The sequence below is a fragment of the Actinomadura opuntiae genome, from assembly GCF_030283205.1.
Classification (GTDB): domain Bacteria; phylum Actinomycetota; class Actinomycetes; order Streptosporangiales; family Streptosporangiaceae; genus Spirillospora.
Genome location: NZ_JASNWF010000010.1, coordinates 36,330 through 55,238, shown reverse-complemented (window position 1 = coordinate 55,238; position 18,909 = coordinate 36,330). Strand labels below are relative to the sequence as shown.

15 protein-coding genes and 1 pseudogene are annotated in these 18,909 nt (G+C 75.2%); 10 read left to right on the top strand and 6 right to left on the bottom strand.

Going from position 1 to position 18,909, the window contains the following annotated elements:
• The first annotated feature begins 111 nt into the window (after nucleotides 1–111).
• The 3 genes from QP089_RS22425 to QP089_RS22415 are packed head-to-tail and all read left to right on the top strand — an operon-like array spanning nucleotide 112 to nucleotide 5,020.
• Complete coding sequence (locus tag QP089_RS22425) at nucleotides 112–1,185, top strand: LacI family DNA-binding transcriptional regulator (RefSeq protein WP_285913711.1); 1,074 nt, start codon at nucleotides 112–114, stop codon at nucleotides 1,183–1,185.
• Nucleotides 1,182–3,500, top strand: a complete 2,319-nt coding sequence (locus tag QP089_RS22420) for a glycoside hydrolase family 3 N-terminal domain-containing protein (RefSeq protein WP_285913710.1) — start codon at nucleotides 1,182–1,184, stop codon at nucleotides 3,498–3,500. Before QP089_RS22425 ends, QP089_RS22420 begins: the two co-directional genes overlap by 4 nt.
• Nucleotides 3,497–5,020: a glycoside hydrolase family 43 protein gene (locus QP089_RS22415; protein WP_285913709.1), complete on the top strand. Its 1,524-nt coding sequence runs from the start codon at nucleotides 3,497–3,499 to the stop codon at nucleotides 5,018–5,020. The genes QP089_RS22420 and QP089_RS22415 overlap by 4 nt, the downstream gene beginning before the upstream one ends.
• Here the strand turns inward: QP089_RS22415 and QP089_RS22410 are convergent.
• Complete coding sequence (locus QP089_RS22410) at nucleotides 5,017–6,219, bottom strand: ROK family transcriptional regulator (RefSeq protein WP_285913708.1); 1,203 nt, start codon at nucleotides 6,217–6,219, stop codon at nucleotides 5,017–5,019. The genes QP089_RS22415 and QP089_RS22410 overlap by 4 nt on opposite strands.
• Before the next feature lie 88 nt (nucleotides 6,220–6,307).
• On the opposite strand from QP089_RS22410, the gene xylB reads away from it, so the two are divergent.
• Complete coding sequence (gene xylB, locus QP089_RS22405; RefSeq protein WP_285913707.1) at nucleotides 6,308–7,696, top strand: xylulokinase; 1,389 nt, start codon at nucleotides 6,308–6,310, stop codon at nucleotides 7,694–7,696.
• A gap of 11 nt (nucleotides 7,697–7,707) precedes the next feature.
• Entirely contained in the window at nucleotides 7,708–8,865 is a 1,158-nt protein-coding gene (gene xylA, locus QP089_RS22400) for a xylose isomerase (RefSeq protein WP_285913706.1), read from the top strand.
• A gap of 171 nt (nucleotides 8,866–9,036) precedes the next feature.
• On the opposite strand, the gene QP089_RS22395 is transcribed toward xylA, so the two are convergent.
• The 4 genes from QP089_RS22395 to QP089_RS22380 are packed head-to-tail and all read right to left on the bottom strand — an operon-like array spanning nucleotide 9,037 to nucleotide 12,513.
• A complete protein-coding gene (locus QP089_RS22395) occupies nucleotides 9,037–10,254 on the bottom strand; it encodes an ABC transporter permease (protein WP_285913705.1) in 1,218 nt (405 codons plus the stop codon).
• Entirely contained in the window at nucleotides 10,251–10,940 is a 690-nt protein-coding gene (locus QP089_RS22390; RefSeq protein WP_285913704.1) for an ABC transporter ATP-binding protein, read from the bottom strand. Before QP089_RS22390 ends, QP089_RS22395 begins: the two co-directional genes overlap by 4 nt.
• Nucleotides 10,937–11,980: a peptidoglycan-binding protein gene (locus QP089_RS22385; RefSeq protein ID WP_285913703.1), complete on the bottom strand. Its 1,044-nt coding sequence runs from the start codon at nucleotides 11,978–11,980 to the stop codon at nucleotides 10,937–10,939. Before QP089_RS22385 ends, QP089_RS22390 begins: the two co-directional genes overlap by 4 nt.
• On the bottom strand, nucleotides 11,977–12,513 hold the full coding sequence (locus QP089_RS22380; RefSeq protein WP_285913702.1) for a hypothetical protein: 537 nt from the start codon (nucleotides 12,511–12,513) through the stop codon (nucleotides 11,977–11,979). Before QP089_RS22380 ends, QP089_RS22385 begins: the two co-directional genes overlap by 4 nt.
• Nucleotides 12,514–12,676: 163 nt before the next feature.
• Here QP089_RS22380 and QP089_RS22375 point away from each other — a divergent pair, with 163 nt between their 5' ends.
• From QP089_RS22375 to QP089_RS22355, 5 genes and pseudogenes are all read left to right on the top strand, one after another.
• Nucleotides 12,677–13,333, top strand: coding sequence for a response regulator transcription factor (locus QP089_RS22375; RefSeq protein ID WP_173091589.1), 657 nt, complete (start codon nucleotides 12,677–12,679; stop codon nucleotides 13,331–13,333).
• Complete coding sequence (locus tag QP089_RS22370; RefSeq protein WP_285913700.1) at nucleotides 13,330–14,619, top strand: sensor histidine kinase; 1,290 nt, start codon at nucleotides 13,330–13,332, stop codon at nucleotides 14,617–14,619. The genes QP089_RS22375 and QP089_RS22370 overlap by 4 nt, the downstream gene beginning before the upstream one ends.
• Nucleotides 14,620–14,653: 34 nt before the next feature.
• Nucleotides 14,654–15,709, top strand: a complete 1,056-nt coding sequence (locus tag QP089_RS22365; protein ID WP_285913699.1) for a sensor histidine kinase — start codon at nucleotides 14,654–14,656, stop codon at nucleotides 15,707–15,709.
• Nucleotides 15,710–15,713: 4 nt separating this feature from the next.
• On the top strand, nucleotides 15,714–16,397 hold the full coding sequence (locus tag QP089_RS22360; protein ID WP_285913698.1) for a response regulator: 684 nt from the start codon (nucleotides 15,714–15,716) through the stop codon (nucleotides 16,395–16,397).
• Between the two features lie 75 nt (nucleotides 16,398–16,472).
• A pseudogene (locus QP089_RS22355) lies at nucleotides 16,473–17,696 on the top strand (nitrilase-related carbon-nitrogen hydrolase); the annotation flags it as partial.
• Between the two features lie 77 nt (nucleotides 17,697–17,773).
• Here QP089_RS22355 and QP089_RS22350 read toward each other — a convergent pair.
• Nucleotides 17,774–18,886 carry a DUF3533 domain-containing protein gene (locus QP089_RS22350; protein ID WP_285913697.1) on the bottom strand — a complete coding sequence of 371 codons (1,113 nt, stop codon included), beginning with the start codon at nucleotides 18,884–18,886 and terminating at the stop codon, nucleotides 17,774–17,776.
• Nucleotides 18,887–18,909 lie beyond the last annotated feature (23 nt).

The window sequence follows — 18,909 nt, the reverse complement described above, 5'->3', positions numbered from 1 at the left end:
TCCGGGGCAGTTGGCCGCATTCCGCGCGCCAGAGTTCCGGTACCGCCGCACTAGGAGAGACCGAAACATTGCGATACTGTTCGCAATCGTTTCCTCGGGGAGGAGAGAAGCGTGCCCGTGCGCACCACCGACGCGTTGCCCGAACCGCCGTCCCGGCCGACGCTGGCGCTCATCGCCGCCGAGGCGGGGGTCTCCCCCGCCACGGTGTCCAAGGTCCTCAACGGCCGGACCGACGTCGCCGCCGCGACCCGCGAGCGGGTGGAGGCGCTGCTGCGCACCCACCACTACCCCGGCCCCGGCGGCGTCGCCCGGCGCGCCCGCAGGTCCGGGCTGATCGACCTGGTGCTCGCCGGGCTGGACAGCCCCTGGGCGGTGGAGATCCTGCGCGGCGTCGAGGCCGAGTGCGCCGAGCACGGCACCGGGGTCGTGGTCTCGCTCGTCCGCGAGGACGACGCCCGCCCGCCGAGCTGGCAGAACCTGCCGGCGCTGCACCACAGCGACGGGGTGATCCTGGTGACGTCGCGGATGACGCACCGCCAGCGCGCCCAGCTGGAGAAGGCCGGCGTCGGGCTGGTGCTGGTCGACCCGGTGAACCTGCCGGACACCGACATCGCCAGCGTCGGCGCCACCAACTGGGCGGGCGGCCTCGCGGCCACCGAGCACCTGATCGGGCTCGGCCACCGCCGCATCGCGGTGATCGGCGGGCCCGCCGACATGCTGTGCACGCAGGCCCGCGTGGACGGCTACCGGACGGCGCTGGAGCGCGCCGGGATCGAGGTCGACAAGGACCTGGTCCGCTACGGCGACTTCCACCACCGGGGCGGCTTCGCCCGCAGCCGCGAGCTGCTGGAGCTGCCCGATCCGCCGACCGCGATCTTCGCGGGCAGCGACGAGCAGGCCATGGGCGCCTACCAGGCGGCCCGGCTCGCCGGCCTGCGCATCCCCGAGGACCTCAGCGTCGTCGGCTTCGACGACCTGCCGACCTGCGAGTGGCTGTCGCCGCCGCTGACCACCGTCCGGCAGCCGCTGGAGGAGATGGGCCGCGTCGCCGCCCGCACCCTGCTCCAGCTGCTGGACGGGCGGCCGCCGCTGACCCCGCGCGTGGAGCTGGCCACCGACCTGCGCGTCCGCGCCTCCACCGCCCCGCCGCCCCCCGCCCCGCCGGCCCCCACGGAGGAACGATGACCGAAGCCGTCCCGGCCGCGCGCGCGGCCCGCGAGCCCTGGCGGGACCGCGGGCTGCCGGCCGCCGCGCGGGTCGCCGACCTGCTGGCCCGGATGACGCCGGAGGAGAAGGCCGGGCAGCTCGCCGGCTTCTGGGCGATGCCCGCCGAGCCGGGCGACCCCGTCGCCCCGATGGAGGACGACTCGCAGGAGACGGCGCCGGACCTGGACGAGGTGCTCGGCCGCGGGCTCGGGCAGCTCACCCGCGTGTTCGGGACCACGCCCGTCCCGGCGGCCGAGGGCGCGGCGCGGCTGGCGGAGTTGCAGCGCCGCCTCGCCGCCGGCAACCGGTTCGGCCTCCCGGCGATCGCGCATGAGGAGTGCCTGAACGGCTTCATGACGTGGGGCGCGACGGTGTTCCCGAGCCCGCCGGCGTGGGGCGCCACGTTCGACCCCGCTCTGGTCGGCGAGATGGCCTCGGCGATCGGTTCGGCGATGCGGGCGGCGGGCGTCCACCAGGGGCTCGCGCCGGTGCTCGACGTCGTCCGCGATCCCCGCTGGGGGCGGACGGAGGAGTGCATCGGCGAGGACCCGTACCTCGTCGGGGTCCTCGGCACCGCGTACGTGCGGGCGCTGGAGCGGTCCGGCCTCGTCGCGACGCTCAAGCATTTCGCCGGCTACTCCGCCTCCCGCGCGGGCCGGAACATGGCGCCCGCGCCGATCGGCCCGCGCGAGCTCGCCGACGTCGTCGTGGAACCGTTCGTCATGGCGCTGCGCGACGGCGGGGCCCGGTCGGTCATGCACTCCTACACCGACGTGGACGGCATGCCCGCCGCCGCCGACGAGCGCCTGCTGACCGGCCTGCTCCGCGACGAGCTCGGCTTCACCGGCGTCGTCGTCGCCGACTACTTCGGGATCTCGTTCCTGCAGACCCGCCACCGCGTGGCCGGTTCGCAGGGCGAGGCCGCCGCCGCCGCGCTGCGCGCCGGCGTGGACGTGGAACTGCCGACCGTCCGCTGCTACGGCGCGCCGCTGATCGAGGAGGTCCGGCGCGGCACCGTCCCCGAGGAACTGCTCGACCGCGCCGCCGAGCGCGTCCTGACCCTCAAGGCAGAACTCGGGCTGCTGGACGGACCGCCCGCCGCCGACGCGGCCGTGCCCGATCTCGATCCGCCTGCGCACCGGGCGCTCGCACGGCTCGTCGCCGAGGAGTCGGTGGTGCTGCTGGCGAACGACGGCGTGCTCCCGCTGGCGTCCGGCGCGCGGGTCGCGCTGGTCGGGCCGCTGGCCGACGACCCCTTCGCGATGCTGGGCGCCTACACCTTCCCGAGTCACGTCGGCCGGAGCCATCCGGACGTCCCGCTCGGCGTGGAGATCCCGACCCTCGCGGAGGCGCTGCGCGCCGAAGGGGCCGACCTGCGCGTGACCGCCTGCGCGGACGTCCTGGTGCCCGGCGACGCCGACATCGCGGCCGCGGCCGACGCCGCGCGGGACGCGGACGTGTGCGTGCTCGCGCTCGGCGACCGCGCCGGGCTGTTCGGCCGCGGGACGTCCGGGGAGGGCAGCGACGTCGAGACCCTCGCGCTGCCGGGCCGCCAGGCCGACCTCGCCCGAGCGGTCCTCGACACCGGCACTCCGGCCGTCGTCGTGCTGTTCACCGGTCGCCCCTACGCGCTGGACGGCATCGCCGACCGCGCCGCCGCGGTCGTCCAGGCGTTCTTCCCCGGCGAGGAGGGCGGGGCGGCGGTCGCCGGAGTCCTGTCCGGACGGGTCGAACCGTCGGGGCGGCTGCCCATCAGCGTGCCGCGCCACGCGTCCGGCCCGCCAGTCCTCTACCTCCGCTCCCCGATGGACGGCCCGCACGACTGGAGCGCCGTCGACCCCGCACCGCTGTACCCGTTCGGGCATGGCCTGACCTGGACGCGGTTCGAGTACGGCGACCTGCGGGTGGACGAGCGCGCCGGCACCGACGGGACGGTCCGGGTCGGCGCCGTCGTCCGCAACGCCGGGGAACGCGCGGGGACGGAGGTCGTCCAGCTGTACCTGTCCGACCCGGTCGCGTCGGTGGTGCGGCCGGAACGGTGGCTCGCCGGGTTCGCCCGCGTCCGGCTGGGGCCGGGCGAGGCGGCGCGCGTCGAGTTCGAGGTGCACGCCGACCGGACCTCGTTCACCGGCCCGGACCTGCGCCGCATCGTCGAACCGGGGATGATCGAGGTGGCCGTCGGGCGCTCCAGCGCCGACCTGCCGCTGCGTGGCTCGTTCACGCTGGACGGCCCGGTCCGCGAACCCGGCCCGGACCGCGTCCTCACGGTCCCCGTGGTGGTGACACCGCTGTGAAGCAGTTCCGCAATCCCGTGCTGCCGGGCTGCCACCCCGACCCGTCGATCTGCCGTGTCGGCGACGACTTCTACCTCGTGACGTCGACGTTCGAGTGGTTCCCCGGCCTGCCGATGTACCACAGCCGCGACCTGGTGCACTGGCGGCCGATCGGGCACGCGCTCGACCGGCCCGAGCAACTGCCGCTCGACGGCGTCCCCGCGTCGAGCGGGCTGTACGCGCCCACGCTGCGGCACCACGACGGCACCTTCTACCTGATCTGCACCCTCGTGGACGGGCCGGACTGGTCGGGCCACTTCGTGATGACGGCCGACGACCCGTCCGGGCCGTGGTCGGACGCGGTGCGGCTCGGCGGGGACGGCATCGACCCGTCCCTGTTCTTCGACGACGACGGCCGCGCCTGGTGCACCGGCACCCGGCCGACCGGGCGGTACGAGGGGCACACCGAGATCTGGCTGCGCGAGTTCGACCCGGCGTCCCTGTCCCTCGCCGGCGAGGAGCACGTGATCTGGGACGGGGCGCTGAAGGGCGCGATCTGGTCGGAGGGCTCCCACCTCTACCGGATCGGCGGGCGGTACTACCTGCTGACGGCCGAGGGCGGCACCGCGCTGGACCACGCGGTGGTGATCGCGCGGGCCGACCGCGTCACCGGCCCCTACGAGGGCAACCCCCGCAACCCGGTGCTGACCCACCGCGACCTCGGCTCCGGCCACCCGATCGTCGGTACCGGGCACGCCGACCTGGTGGAGACGCCGGACGGCGAGTGGTGGACGGTCCTGCTCGCGATGCGCCCGCACCACGGCGACCGCTGCGTCCTCGGCCGGGAGACGTTCCTGGCCCCGGTGACGTGGGAGGACGGCTGGCCGGTCACCGGCGGACGGGTCGAGGAGAGCCTTCCGGTGCCGTCGCTGCCGGAGCATCCGTGGCCCGCCGTCCCGGCGTGCGACCAGTTCGACGCACCCGAACTCGGCCCGTCCTGGACCATGTTGCGGACGCCGCGCGAACGGTGGTGGAGCCTGACCGACCGTCCCGGGCACCTGCGGCTGCGGTTGCGCCCGGAGAGCCTCGCCGACGTCGCCAACCCGTCCTTCGTCGGACGGCGGCAGCAGCACCCGGACTTCGCCGCCTTCACCAGCCTCGACTTCACTCCCGCCGACGACGAGGAGGCCGGGCTCGCGCTCATGCAGAACAACGACTTCCACATCGTGCTGGCCGCGACGGAACGGGGACTGCGCCTGGCCAAGCGGGAGCAGGGGATCATGACCGTCCTGGCCGAGGCACCGGCCGTGCCGGGGGCGGTCGGGCTCGGGTTCGAGGCCCACGGGCGCTGGTACCGGGCGTCCTACTCGCCACGGCCGGGGCACTGGACGCCGCTGGGCGACCCGATCGACGGCGACGTCCTGTCCAGCCAGGTCGCCGGCGGCTTCACCGGCGTCCTCATCGGCCTCTACGCCACCTCCAACGGACGGCCCAGCGCGAACCACGCCGACTTCGACTGCTTCGAGTACACCCCGCTCTAGAGCAGGAGCGCCGGGTCGGCGATGACGCGCTCGATGACGAGCCCGGCGGCGCCGAGGACGGCGGCGCCCTCGGCCAGCCCGGACACCTCGACGGGCGGGGCGCCGCGCCGCAACGACCCGGGGCCGGCGGCGAGGACGTCCTGGAGCGGCGGCCGGATCCATTCGGCGAGCGGGGAGAAGACGCCGCCGAGGACGATCGCGTCCGGGTCGAGGAGGTTCACGACGGAGGCGAGCGCGCCGCCGAGCGCGCGGCCCGCGCGGTCGGCGGCGGCGAGCGCGGCGGCGTCGCCGGCGTTCAGCCGGTCGAGGAGCGCGTTCACCGAGCCGTCCGGGCCGGTGACCGTCCTGGCCTGCGGGATCCCGGCGGCGCGCAGCATCGCCTCCTGCCCGGCGATCTGCTCCAGGCAGCCGCGGCCGCCGCACGAGCAGGCCGGTCCGGACGGGTCGGCGACCAGGTGCCCGAGCTCGCCGGCGAAGCCGTGCGCGCCGCGGAAGACCCGGCCGTCGACGACGATGCCGGCGCCGATCCCGATCTCGCCGGAGACGTGCACGAAGTCGCCGAGCCGCGCGCCGCCGCCGAACCACAGTTCGCCGAGCGCGGCGAGGTTCGCCTCGTTGTCGTACTCGGCGGGCAGCGGCGCGGCGCCGGCCGGCAGGGCGACCGGTACGTCCGTCCAGCCGAGGTTGGGGGCGTGCCGGACGATGCCGTGCTCGCGGTCGAGCAGGCCGGGCAGCGCGACGGCGGCGCCGGCGACCGCCAGGCCCTGGCCCGCCGCGGCGGCCACGGCCTCGTCCGCGAGCGCCGACAGCGCGGCGAGGACGGCGGCGGGCGGGCGGCCGCGGTTGTCGGCGCTGACGACGTGCCGGTACCGGACCTGCTTGCCGAGGTCCAGCACGCAGGCGGCCAGGTAGTCGACGTTCACCTCCAGCCCGAGCCCGGCGGCGCCGTCCCCGGCGATCGACACCCCGACGCCGGGCCTGCCGCGCTCCCCCTCGTGGACGGGCGCGCCGTCGCGGACGAGGCCCGCGCCCTCCAGCAGGCCGACGAGGTTGGAGACCGTGGTCTTGGTGAAGCCGGTCAGCTCGGCGAGCCGGGCCCGGGTGACCGGCTGGTGCCGGGCGACGTGCTCCAGCACGACGGCGAGGTTGCGCCCGCGCATCGTCGCGTGCCGGACGGGGGCGTTCCCGGACTTCGTCATGGATCAACCCTAATTCAATCCGCTCTCTGGGCAGGGCGGAGACCATCTGCTACGTTAATTAGTCCAGAGTCTTTACGAAAGAGGGCGGATGACGGAGAGCCTGGTGGCGGGCGTCGACTCGTCGACGCAGTCGACGAAGGTCGTGCTGTGCCGCGCCGCGGACGGCGCCGTGGTCGCGCAGGCGTCGGCGCCGCACCCGGACGGCACCGAATGCCACCCCCGGCACTGGTGGGACGCGCTGTCGCAGGTCCGCGACCTGCTGGAACGCGCCGACGCGGTCGCCGTCGCGGCGCAGCAGCACGGCATGGTCGCGCTCGACGGCGCCGGCGAGGTCGTGCGGCCCGCGCTGCTGTGGAACGACACCCGCTCGGCGCCGCAGGCCCGCGCGCTGGTCGCCGAGTTCGGCGGACCGCAGGCGTGGGCGGAGCGGACCGGCAGCGTGCCGCTCGCCTCGTTCACCGTCGGCAAGCTGCGCTGGATGGCCGAGCACGAGCCGGACAACGCCCGCCGCACCGAGCGGGTGATGCTGCCGCACGACTGGCTGACGTGGCGGCTCGGCGCGAGCGAACCGGTCACCGACCGGGGCGACGCGTCCGGCACCGGCTACTGGTCCCCCGCCGCCGGCGCCTACCTGCCCGACCTGCTGCGCGCCGCGCTCGGCCACGACGCCGAGCCGCCGCGCGTCGCCGGGCCCGGCGAGGCGGTCGGCGAGACGTCCTGGGGCGCGGCGCTCGGACCGGGCACCGGCGACAACATGGGCGCCGCGCTCGGCCTCGGGCTGGAGCCCGGCGACGTCGTGGTGTCGATCGGCACGTCCGGGACCGCGTTCGCGGTCGCGGACACGCCCGCCGCCGACCCGTCCGGCCTGGTGGCCGGGTTCGCCGACGCGACCGGCCGGTTCCTGCCCCTCGTCTGCACTCTGAACGCGGCCCGGATCCTGACGGCCGCCGCGTCCATGACCGGCGCGAGCCTGGACGAGCTGTCGGCGCTCGCGCTCGCCGCCGAGCCGGGCGCGGGCGGGCTGACGCTGCTGCCCTACCTCGACGGCGAGCGCACCCCGGACCGTCCCGACGCGACCGGCGTCCTCGCGGGCCTGACCACGGCGAACGCCACCCGCGAGAACATCGCGCGGGCGGCGGTGGAGGCGCTGCTGTGCTCGCTCGCCGACGCCGTCGGCCACCTCGCCGCGCAGGGCGTCACGCCCCGCCGCACGCTGCTCATCGGCGGCGGCGCCCGCTCGGACGCCGTCCGCGCGCTCGCCCCCGCGATCCTGGGTACGCCGGTCACCGTGCCGGAGCCCGCCGAGTACGTCGCGGTCGGCGCCGCCCGCCAGGCGGCCTGGGCGCTGGCCGGGACGCCGGAGCCACCGCGCTGGCCCGCACCGCCCGCCACCGAGCACACCACCGACCGCGCGGCGGACGCGGAGCCGGTCCGCGCGCGCTACGCCGCGCTGCGCGACGCCGCCCCGCAGATCTGAGAGGAAGACCCATGAGCGACTACACGCCCGTACCGGAGGACCGGTTCTCGTTCGGCATCTGGACGGTCGGCTGGCAGGGCGTCGACGTCTTCGGCCCCGGCACCCGGCCGCCGATGCCCGCCGACCGCGCCGTCCGCAAGCTCGCCGAGATCGGCGCCCACGGCGTCAACTTCCACGACAACGACGTCTTCGACTTCGACGCCTCCCCCGCCGAGCGCCAGGAGAAGATCGACGCGTTCAGGAAGGCGCTCGACGAGACGGGCCTGGTCGTCACCACCGCGACCACCAACCTGTTCTCCCACCCGATCTTCAAGGACGGCGCGTTCACCTCCAACGACCGCGACGTCCGCCGGTTCGCGCTGCGCAAGGTGATGGACAACCTCGACCTCGCCGCCGAGCTCGGCGCGAAGACCTACGTGTGCTGGGGCGGCCGCGAGGGCGCCGAGTCGGGCGCCGCCAAGGACGTCCGCGCCGCCTTGGACCGCTACAAAGAGGCGTTCGACGTCCTCGGCGACTACGTCGCCGACCAGGGCTACGACCTGCGCTTCGCCATCGAGCCCAAGCCGAACGAGCCGCGCGGCGACATCCTGCTGCCCACGATCGGCCACGCCCTCGCGTTCATCCAGACCCTCGAACGCTCCGAGAACGTCGGCCTCAACCCCGAGGTCGGCCACGAGGAGATGGCGGGCCTCAACTACGCGCACGGCCTCGCGCAGGCGCTGTGGCAGGGCAAGCTGTTCCACATCGACCTGAACGGCCAGCACGGCCCCCGCTACGACCAGGACCTGCGCTTCGGCGCGGGCAACGCGCGCGGCGCGTTCTGGGTCGTCGACCTCATCGAGCAGTCCGACTACGACGGCCCGATCCACTTCGACTTCAAGCCGCCGCGCACCGAGGACGACGAGGGCGTCTGGGAGTCGGCGAAGGCCTGCATGCGCAACTGGCTGATCCTGCGCGAGAAGGCCCGCGCCTTCCGCGCCGACCCCGAGGTGCAGGACGCCCTGCGTGACGCCAAGCTCGACGAGCTGGCCGTCCCGACCCTCGCCGAGGGCGAGGACTGGCGCTCCGTCCGCGACGCCTCCCCCGACATCGAGGCCCTCGCCACCCGCGGCGCCGCCTTCGAACGCCTCGACCAACTGGCCCTGGAACACCTCTACGGCGTGCGATAAAGCAACACCCCCAGACGCCCCACGGGCGGGCACGCGGAGCGGGCGCCAGCGAGCGGAGCGGGCCCGCCCGCCGGTCGAGAGGCTGTTTCCCGCGGAGCGCCAGCGGAGCGGGAAACAGCCTCTCGACCGTTGACGGGGGTTCCAGGGGTTCGCCCCCCTGGGCAAACACAGCTAGACGGCCCCCAGAGCCTCGGTGGGGGCCAAGCGGGCGGCGCGGATCGCCGGGTAGAGGCCGGCGACGGCGCCGATGAGGAGGGTGGCGAGTACTCCGCCCCCCATCGCCCAGACCGGAACGACCGTCGGCCATCCCTGCGTCGCCGCGAACACGGCGGTGACGGCGATGCCGAGGCCGACGCCGCCGACGCCCCCGAGGCCGGCGAGCAGCTGGGACTCGGTGAGGAACTGGAGCCGGATCTGGCCGCGGGTGGCGCCCAGGGAGCGGCGCAGGCCGATCTCGGCGCGGCGCTCCAGCACGGAGATCACCATGGTGTTGGCGACGCCGACGCCGCCGACCAGCAGGGCGACGCCGCCGAGGCCGAGCAGCAGCGCGGTGAACGTCTTGTCGGTGGCGTTCTCGGCGGCGAGCGCGTCGGACGGGCGGCTGACCTCGACCTCGGTGGGCGATTCGGGGTCGGCGGTGGCGGCCAGCAGGGTCCGGGCCCGCTCCACCGCGTCCTTGCGGGCGCGGGCGTAGACGGTGGTGGGGTGCCCGTCGAAGCCGAGGTGGGTCGCAGCGGCGTCCCAGCCGACGAGGGCGGCGTTGTCCAGTTCGGGGGCGAGCTGGTTGGGGTCGAGGATCCCGACGACGGTGAACCACTGCGAGCCGAGCCAGACCTGGACGTTGACGGTGGAGACGCCGAGCGCCGTCGCGGCCTCCGAGCCGAGGACGACCGCCGGGTAGCGGGCGGTGCCGGCGTTCAGCCAGGTCCCGGCTGCCATCGTGAGGCCGACGGTGCGGGGCAGGTCGAGGCGGGCGGCGAGCACGGAGATGCCGCCGGTCTCGCCCTCGGGGATGTGGTCGTTGCGGTAGACGTCGGTGTCCTCCAGTTTGCCGGTGGCGGACGCCGATTCGACGTCGGTCATCCGCCCGACCATGCCGGTCGCCTGCTCGGGCAGCTCGCTGTCGGCGCCGAACAGGTCCTTGCCGGGGGCGACGGTCAGCAGGTTGGTGCCGAGCTTGTCCAGGGTGGCCTGGAGCTGGGCGCGGCTGGAGGTGGAGATCCCGACCACGGCGATCATGGCGGCGATGCCGATCGCGATGCCGAGGGCGGACAGGAACACCCGCAGGGGGCGGGCGCGCAGCCCGGCGGCGCCGACGCGCACGACGTCGGACGGGCCGAGCCGCGCCGGGACGTCGCCGCCCCGCGGCGGCGGTGCGGTGAGGGTCATCGCGCGGCCTCCAGTCCGGCGTCGTCGTGCACGATCCGGCCGTCGCGCATCCGGACCTGGCGGGGCATCGACGCGGCGATGTCGCGGTCGTGGGTGATCAGGACGACGGTGGTGCCGGCGCCGGCCAGCTCGCGCAGCAGGTCGAGCACGCCGGCGCCGGACGCGGAGTCCAGCGCGCCGGTCGGCTCGTCGGCCAGCAGCAGCGCCGGTTCCCCGACGACGGCGCGGGCGATCGCCACCCGCTGCTTCTCGCCCCCGGACAGCTGGTGCGGCCGGTGGTCGAGGCGGTGCCCGAGGCCGACGCGCTCCAGCGCCCGGCGCGCCCTGCGGCGCCGCTGCGCGAGCGGCACGCCCCCGTACAGCAGGCCGTCGGCGACGTTGTCCAGCGCGCTGACCCCGGCGGCGAGGTGGAACTGCTGGAACACGAAGCCGATGCGGCGGGCGCGCAGCGCCGACAGGCGGCGGTCGCTCATCGCGGACGCGTCCCGGCCCTCCACGAGCACCGCCCCGGCGCTGGGCCGGTCGAGGGTGCCCAGCAGGTGCAGCATCGTCGACTTGCCGGAGCCGGACGGGCCCACGATCGCCAGCAGCTCGCCCGCCTGCACGGTGACCGACACCGCGTCCAGCGCGGTGACGCCGCCCGGATAGCTCTTGGTGACCTCGCGCAGCTCGACGACCGCCGTCATGCGGGCACCCCGACCTTCATGCCCTCCGACAGGCCGGATCCGGAGACCTCGACCTTGCCGTCGGTGAACACGCCGGTCTCCACCGCGACGGTGCGGACGGCCCCGTTCTGGACGACCTGCACCGCGTACCCGCCGTCGCCCTGCGCCAGCAGCGCCGCGACCGGCACGGCCAGCACGTTCGGATGCCGGCCGGCGATGAGGTCCACGCTGACGGGCGCCTTGTCGTAGGAGCCGAGCGAGCGCCGGCTCTGGACGGCGACGGTGAGGTGGACGGTGGCCGGGTCGTCGCCCTGCCCCTGGGTGGCGACCTTGCCGACCGAGGTGATCGTGCCCCTCGTCGTGGTGTCGTCGGGCAGCACCACCTCGACCTGGGCGCCCTTCTTGGCCAGCCGCTGGTACTTCACGTCCAGCTCGACGCCCACCACCCGGGTGGTGCCGGTGTAGGTGAGCACCGGCCCGCCGAGCTTGTCGCCGACCTGCGCCTTGTGGTCGGCGACGCGGATCCGGCCGGACGCGACGACCGCGGACCCGGGCGCGACCGTGCCGGTCTCGTCCACGCCGAGGTCGTCCTGCCAGCGCTTGACGGCCGCGGCGGTCGCGGAGCTGTACTCCTTGTCGACGGTGAACCCGGTGTAGCCGAGCGCGGCGAGGTTCTTCTCGAACTGCAGGACGTCGGTTCCCTCCGTCCCGTCGGAGAGGGTCCGGTAAAGGGGCAGCTTGCCGTACAGCAGCGGTACGGGCTTGTTGTCGACCCGGTAGACCGGCTGCCCGCGCGTCACCACGGCCCCTTCGCCCGCCAGCCAGGTCAGCGTTCCGCGGCCTGAAGCGGATATCGAGCGGGACGTGCCGTAGCCGAGCGTCCCGTCCACCTTCTGGGTCTCGACGAGCGTCGTCCGCTCGACCGTCGCGGTTGCGGGCGGCAGCGTGCTGTGCTCGGCCGACGGGCCGCTGCCGCCGCCGAGGCCGGCGGTGGCGAGGCCGGCGCCGCCGGCGACCACCACGCCCGCCGCGCCCAGCACGGCCGTGCGCCTGCGATTCACCTGCCGCCTCCGCCGGACTCGCGGGGCCCGCGGCCCGGCTGGTACTTCTTGCAGGCCTGGTCGGCGGCCTTGAAGGTCTGGCTCTCCGGGTCGATCCCCGTGCCGGGGCCCGCGTTGATCTGGATGCCGCCGTCCGAGCTCGGGTCGGGGAAAGCGGTGATGCCGTGGTCGCGCATGCACTTGGAGTACGCGCGCATCCTGGCCAGCTCCTGCGTGGAGGGCTTGCGCGGTTTGCCGCCGTTCGGCATGAGGTGCGCGCACTTCTTCTGCGCCGCCTCGATCTTCGGGTCGGTGCGCTGCGGGCCGCCGCGCGCGGTGGGCTGCGCGCTGGACCTGATCTCGACCCTGCCGTCCTTCGGGTCCTGCATGTCCACGCCGTTGTCGCGCATGCACTGGGCGAACTTGCGCATCTTCGCCTCGTCGCTCGCGGCCTTGCCGGTGCCGGTCCCGCCGCCGGAACCGCCGCCGCACGCCTGCAGGCCGAGCACGAGCGCGGGCGCCAGGGCCAGCGCCGCGAACGTCTGTCGTCTCATCGGTCGGTCTCCTCATGGTCGCCGCCGGACGGACGCCGGCCGCGTGCGCAAAGTCCAGCGGGCGGCCGGTAACCCCGCCGTAACCGGAACTCGTTATGCCGGCGTTACGCCCGATGCCGGAGTCTGGGCGCCGGACGGTCAGGGCGAGGCGGAGGACGGCACGGTGCGCGTATTGGTCGCCGAGGACGAGCGGATGCTCGCCGACTCGATCGCCGAGGGCCTGCGGGCCGAGGCGCTGGCGGTGGACGTGGTGTACGACGGGGACGCGGCGCTGGAGCGGCTCGGCGTCAACGACTACGACGTCCTCGTCCTGGACCGGGACCTGCCCGTGGTGCACGGCGACGACGTGTGCCGCGCGGTGGTGGAGTCGGGTGCGCTGGTACGGGTGCTCATGCTGACCGCCGCGGCGGCGGTCCCGGCGCGCGTCGACGGCCTGCGGATCGGCGCCGACGACTACCTGACCAAGCCGTTCGCGTTCGAGGAGCTGGTCGCGCGGATCCTGGCGCTGGGCCGGCGGGCCCGCCCGGCGGCGCCGCCCGCGCTGGAACGCGCGGGCATCCGGCTCGACCCGTCCCGCCAGGAGGTCGTGCGGGACGGCCGCTACGTGCGGCTCGCGCGCAAGGAGTTCGGGCTGCTCGCCGAGCTGATGCGCGCGGACGGGACGATCGTGTCGGCCGAGCGGCTGCTGGAGAAGGTGTGGGACGAGCACACCGACCCGTTCACCAACACCGTCCGGGTGACGCTGATGAAGCTGCGCCGCAAACTCGGTGAACCGCAGGTCATCGAGACCGTCCCGGGAGCGGGGTACCGGATCCCGTGAAGCGCCTCGCCGAACGCGTCCGCCCCACCATCCGGATGCGCCTCACCCTGCTGTACACCGGCCTCTTCCTGGGCGCCGGGGTCGTCCTGCTCGGGCTGACGTACCTGCTCGTGCAGAACAACCTCGCGCAACAGGCCGGTCCCATGGAGGTCAGCGGTTCCCGGGAGGGCGGCCCCGCCGACCAGGTGTACACGCAGGGCCCCGCAGGCGCCGTCCCGCCCGGCGCCGCCGGCAAGGAACTGACGCCGGGGGAGCTGCAGGGCGTGCTGGTGCGGGCGAAACGCGACTACAAGCACGACACGCTGAACGCGCTGCTGACGCAGGGCGGGATCGCGCTCGGGCTGGTCGGCGCGGCCGGGCTCGGGTTCGGCTGGCTGCTGGCCGACCGGGCGCTGCGCCCCGTCCACAAGATCACCGAGACGGCGGGGCGGGTGGCGCGCAGCCACGACCTCAGCGAGCGGATCGGCTACGAGGGGCCGCGCGACGACGTCAAGGAACTCGCCGACGCCTTCGACACCATGCTCGGCCGCCTCGCCCGGGCCTTCGACGGGCAGCGGCGGTTCGTCGCCAACGCCTCGCACGAGCTGCGCACCCCGCTCGCCATCAACCGGACGCTGGTGGACGTGGCGGTCCGGCGCCCGGACGCGACCGACGACGTCAAGCGGCTCGGCGAGTCGCTGCTGGTCGTCAACACCCGGCACGAGCGGCTGATCGACGGGCTGCTCACCCTCGCCGGGACCGAGAACGCCGTGGCCGGCACCGACCCGCTGGACCTGGCGGACGTCGCCGGGCACGTCCTGGAGCAGGCCGCGGCCGAGGCCCGCGAGCACGGCGTCACCCCGGACCGGCGGCTCGGCCCCGCGCCCACGACCGGCGACCCCGTGCTGGTGGAGCGGCTCGTGCAGAACCTCGTCGAGAACGCGGTCCGGCACAACCGCGACGGCGGCGAGCTGCGGGTGTCGACGCGCGGCCGGGACGGCTGGGCCGAGGTGGAGGTCGCCAACACCGGTCCGGCCGTGCCGCGCTACGAGATCGAGACGATCTTCGAGCCGTTCCGCCGGCTGGGCAACGACCGGGTGCGCTCGGACCGCGGCTCCGGGCTCGGCCTGTCGATCGTCCGCGCGATCGCGACCGCGCACGGCGGGACGGTGACCGCCGAACCGCGTCCCGGCGGCGGCCTGGTCGTCACCGCCCGCCTCCCGTCCCGCAGGCCCGTCCCGATTCCCGCGCACGGTGTTCACGGGCTTCTCCGCGGGGACGAGGCGGTGTCTCACTCGCGCGAGTGAGGTGCGCGGCGGCCCGATCCCCGACACTGGCGGCATGCCCGACGCGAGGACCGCCGACCGGGCGGTGGCCGCCGCCGTCACCGCCGCGACCGTGGCGCCGGCGCTGTGGGCGGCACGGCCGTGGTGGGTGGTGGCGCTGGCGCTGCTCGCGTCCGTCCCGGTGCTGTGGCGGCGCCACGCCCCGCTTTGCGTCGGCCTCGTCGTGGGCCTGGCGATGACCGCGCTGGTCGTCTGGCAGAAGCCGCTGCTGCTGCCGTGGGGGCCGCTGGTGGCCGTCTACACGATCGCCGCGCTGAGCCGGCCGGTGCTGCGGCTGCTGTCGGTCCCGCTGCTGGCCGCCGTCGTGTACGTCTCGATCGTGCTGCCCGGCGAGGACTCCGACGTCTACCCGCTGCTCGGCACCGCGTTCACCGCCGCGTTCGCGCTCGGGACGGCCGAGCAGGCCCGCCGCGCGCAGGCCGCCGAGCACGCCGAGCGGACGCGGCGGCTGGAGCAGGAGCGGGCGGCGGCCGCCGCCGGCGAGCGGGCCCGCATCGCCCGCGACATGCACGACGTCCTCACCCATTCCGTCGGGCTCATGGTGGTGCAGGCCGAGGCGGCGCCGCTGGCCGGCCCGGACCGGGCGGACGAGGCGTTCGGGCGGATCGCCGACACCGGACGCGGCGCGCTGGCCCAGCTGCGCGCCATCCTGGACGCGCTGCGCGACGACGCGGCGCCGGGCGGCGCGCAGCCGGGCCTCGCGACGCTGCCCGACCTCGTGCGCGACTGCGGGCTGCCGGCCGCGCTGACCGTGGACGGCGAGCCGCGCCCCGTCGCGCCGGACGCCGGCGTCGCCGCGTACCGGATCGTGCAGGAGGCGCTCACCAACGTCCGCAAGCACGCCGGACCGGTGAGCGCGGTGACCGTCGCGGTGCGCTGGCGGGACGCGCTGGTGATCGAGATCGCCGACGACGGGCGGGGCGGCGAGCCCGCCGCGTCCGGGCACGGGCTGGCCGGGATGCGCGAGCGCGCCGCCGCCTGCGGCGGCACGGTGCGCGCCGGGCCCGGCCCGCGCGGGTTCACGGTCCTGGCCCGGCTTCCGGTTGGATGAGCCCGTGACGGACGAGAAGGCCCTGCGCGTCCTCGTCGCCGACGACCAGGACCTCTTCCGCGCCGCGTTCACGATGATCCTGGACGCGCAACCGGACATGGCCGTCGTCGGGGAGGCCGCGGACGGGGCCGCCGCCGTCCGCGCCGCCGAGGAGCTGCGGCCCGACGTCGTCGTGATGGACGTGCGGATGCCCGTGATGAACGGGATCGAGGCGACGGAGCGGATCTGCGCGACGCTGCCCGCCAGGGTGCTCGTGCTGACGATGTTCGACTCCGACGAGCACGTCTACGACGCGCTGCGGGCGGGCGCGGGCGGGTTCCTGCTGAAGGACATCCGGCGCGACGAACTGGCGGACGCCGTCCGCATCGTCGCCTCCGGCGACGCGCTTCTCGCGCCGGCGGTGACGCGGCGGCTGGTCGAGGACCTGGTGCGGCGCCCCGGCCACGGCGTCGTCCCGCGGCTCGCGGCGCGGCTCGCCGGGCTGACCGAGCGGGAGGCCGCGACGCTGCGGCAGGTCGCGCGGGGCCGGTCCAACGCGGAGATCGCCGAGGCGATGGTCGTCACCGAGCACACCGTGAAGACGCACGTCAGCCACGTGCTGGGCAAGCTCGGACTGCGGGACCGGGTGCAGGCGGTCGTGTTCGCCTACGAGTCCGGGCTGGTCGTCCCGGGCGACCCCGCGGACTGACGCCCGCGGGAGTGAGGCGCGGTTTCACTCGTCCCGGCGACGCGGCGGGAGGCCCACGCGGCCGACGCTCGGACCATGACCGTGATCGCTTCGACCTTGCTGTCGTCCGTCCTGCTGCTGCTCGGCACCGGGCTGCACCCCGTGGCCTGGCTCACCTGGCTCGGCCCGCTGCCCGTCCTGTGGCTCGCGCCGCGGGTCGGCGGACGGGCCGCGTTCGCCGCCGCGTCCCTGGCCTGGCTCGCCGGGCAGAGCCGCATGTGGCCCTACTACCTCGGCACCCTGCAGATGCCGCCGCCGGCCGCGGCCGGGATCATCATCGGCACCGCGCTGGTGTTCGGCCTGCTCGCGTTGGTCTTCCGGCGGCTGCTGCTGCGCGGGTTCCCGCTCGTCGCGGCGCTGACCGTCCCGGCGGGGTGGGCGGCGCTGGAGTACGCGCTGTCGGTGGCGGCGCCGCACGGCGCGTGGCTGAGCCTGGCCTACACGCAGGCGGACGTCCCGCCCGTCGTGCAGACCGCGTCGCTGACCGGCCCGTGGGGGATCACGTTCCTCGTCATGGGCGTCCCCGCGGCCGTGGCGGCGGCCGCCGCGCCCGGCACCGCGCGGCGGTGGCGGGTGCTGCTCGCGGGCGCGCTCGTCCTCGCCCTTCCGCTGGCCTACGGCGGCTGGCGGCTCCGGCAGCCCCACGACCCCTCGCGGGCGACCGTCACGCTGCTCGACACCGACCGTCCCGACGACACGATCGACCTCGCCACGCCGCAGGGCCGCGACCTGCTGCGCCGCTACCTCGCAGCGATCCGCGCGACACCGCCCGCAGGCACGGTCGTCCTGCCGGAGAAGACCTTCGCCGCGAACGAGACGACACTTCCCGCGCTCACTGGGCCGCTGGCGCGACTGGCCACCGAACGCCACGAGGACATCGTCGTCGGGCTCGTCCTGACCACCGCGGGCACCGCACGCAACGTCGCGCTCGGGATCCGCGCGGATGGCGGCGCGCCCGTCCGCTACGCCAAGCACCACCTGATCCCCGGCCTTGAGGACGACCTGGACCCAGGCGCCGAGCTGGCGTTCCTCTCCCCCGGTCACGGCCTCGTCATCTGCAAGGACCTGGACTTCCCGGGTCTCGTCCGCGCCTACCGGGCCCGCGGCGCGACGGTGCTGTACGCGCCTGCCTGGGACTTCACCGGCGACGGCCGGTTGCACGGACGGATGGCGCTCGTCCGCGGCGTCGAGAGCGGTCTGACCATCGCGCGGGCCGCCCGAGCGGGGACGCTCCTGGTCAGCGACCCCTACGGCCGGGTCCTCGCCGGGCGCGCCACCGGCGGCGCGGGGTTCACCTCCGTCAGCGCGACGCTCCCCGCGCACGGCGTCCGGACGGTCTACTCGCGTTTCGGTGACTGGTTCGCCTGGCTCTGCCTGCTGCTGCTCATCGCCGGACCGTCCGGGACCAGCCTCATGTACCGCAGGTGGGCGGCGGACGCGGCGACGGCGACCGCCGACCCGAGCACGGCGTAACCCGCCAGCACGCCCAGGGCCTGCCCCGTGGCGTGGCCGGAGAAGTAGACGGTGTTGCGGACGGCGGTGGTCCCCGCTCCCGTCGGCAGCCAGTCCCCGATGGCCCGCCAGAACGCCGGCAGCAGGGTCATCGGGTAGGCGCCGCCCGCGCTGGGGTTGCCGAGCACGACGAACACCAGGATCGCCAGCCCGATGCCGATCATCCCGAGCAGGATCTGGAACGCCACGGTCGTCGCCGCGGCGGCCATGACGACCAGCGCGCCGATGCCCCACAGTGCCCAGAAATGCCCGTTCAGGGCACCGAGGACCGGCCCGGCGATGATCGCGCCGCCGAGCCCGGACACGATCGCGTACAGCGCGAGCGCGCCCAGCCGGATGATCGTGCGGCGCAGGTTCGCCGGGCGCGCGCCGCCGGCCAGGCCGAGGATCGCCGCCGCCAGGTAACCGCCCACGATCCAGCCGATGACCAGATAGAACGACGACAGCCCGCGGCCGTCCCCGGCGGCCGGCGGGCGGATGTCGACGGTCCGCACCTGCCGGTGCCGGGACTGCTCGATGCCCGCCGCGATCTGCTGGGTGGTGCTGGAGACGGCGGGACCGCTCGCGGACGCCACCAGCAGCGTGTCGGTGCCGCCGTGCGGGTCCACGAGGATCGCCGCGTCGATCGTCCGGTCCAGGATCAGGTGCCGGGCCCGCTGCTCGCTCGGGGCCGTCCGCGCCTTGAGCGGGGTGCCCTTCAGCGCGTTCAGCTGCGCGGCCACCTGCCCCGCCGCCTGCCCTGGCGCGACGACCGCGACGGGGATGCGGTGCGGGGTCGGCGAGTGGAACGCACCGATGTAGGACAGGATGAACGCCAGCTGCAGGATCAGCACGCCGAGGACCAGGGTGAACGAGCGCAGCGTCACCGCGTCGCGCAGTTCCCCGGCGAAGCCGCGGTCGGGCGCCGCCCCGTTCCGTCCGGTCGCCGGTGTGCTCATGCCGGTGACGTACCCGCTCAGCG

Excerpts from the sequence above, each read along its gene's own strand:
- QP089_RS22420 (WP_285913710.1), top strand. The coding sequence starts at position 1,182 with ATGACCGAAGCCGTCCCGGCCGCGCGCGCGGCCCGCGAGCCCTGGCGG.
- QP089_RS22410 (WP_285913708.1), bottom strand. The coding sequence starts at position 6,219 with ATGACGAAGTCCGGGAACGCCCCCGTCCGGCACGCGACGATGCGCGGG.
- xylB (WP_285913707.1), top strand. The coding sequence starts at position 6,308 with ATGACGGAGAGCCTGGTGGCGGGCGTCGACTCGTCGACGCAGTCGACG.
- xylA (WP_285913706.1), top strand. The coding sequence starts at position 7,708 with ATGAGCGACTACACGCCCGTACCGGAGGACCGGTTCTCGTTCGGCATC.
- QP089_RS22395 (WP_285913705.1), bottom strand. The coding sequence starts at position 10,254 with ATGACCCTCACCGCACCGCCGCCGCGGGGCGGCGACGTCCCGGCGCGG.
- QP089_RS22390 (WP_285913704.1), bottom strand. The coding sequence starts at position 10,940 with ATGACGGCGGTCGTCGAGCTGCGCGAGGTCACCAAGAGCTATCCGGGC.
- QP089_RS22380 (WP_285913702.1), bottom strand. The coding sequence starts at position 12,513 with ATGAGACGACAGACGTTCGCGGCGCTGGCCCTGGCGCCCGCGCTCGTG.
- QP089_RS22365 (WP_285913699.1), top strand. The coding sequence starts at position 14,654 with ATGCCCGACGCGAGGACCGCCGACCGGGCGGTGGCCGCCGCCGTCACC.
- QP089_RS22350 (WP_285913697.1), bottom strand. The coding sequence starts at position 18,886 with ATGAGCACACCGGCGACCGGACGGAACGGGGCGGCGCCCGACCGCGGC.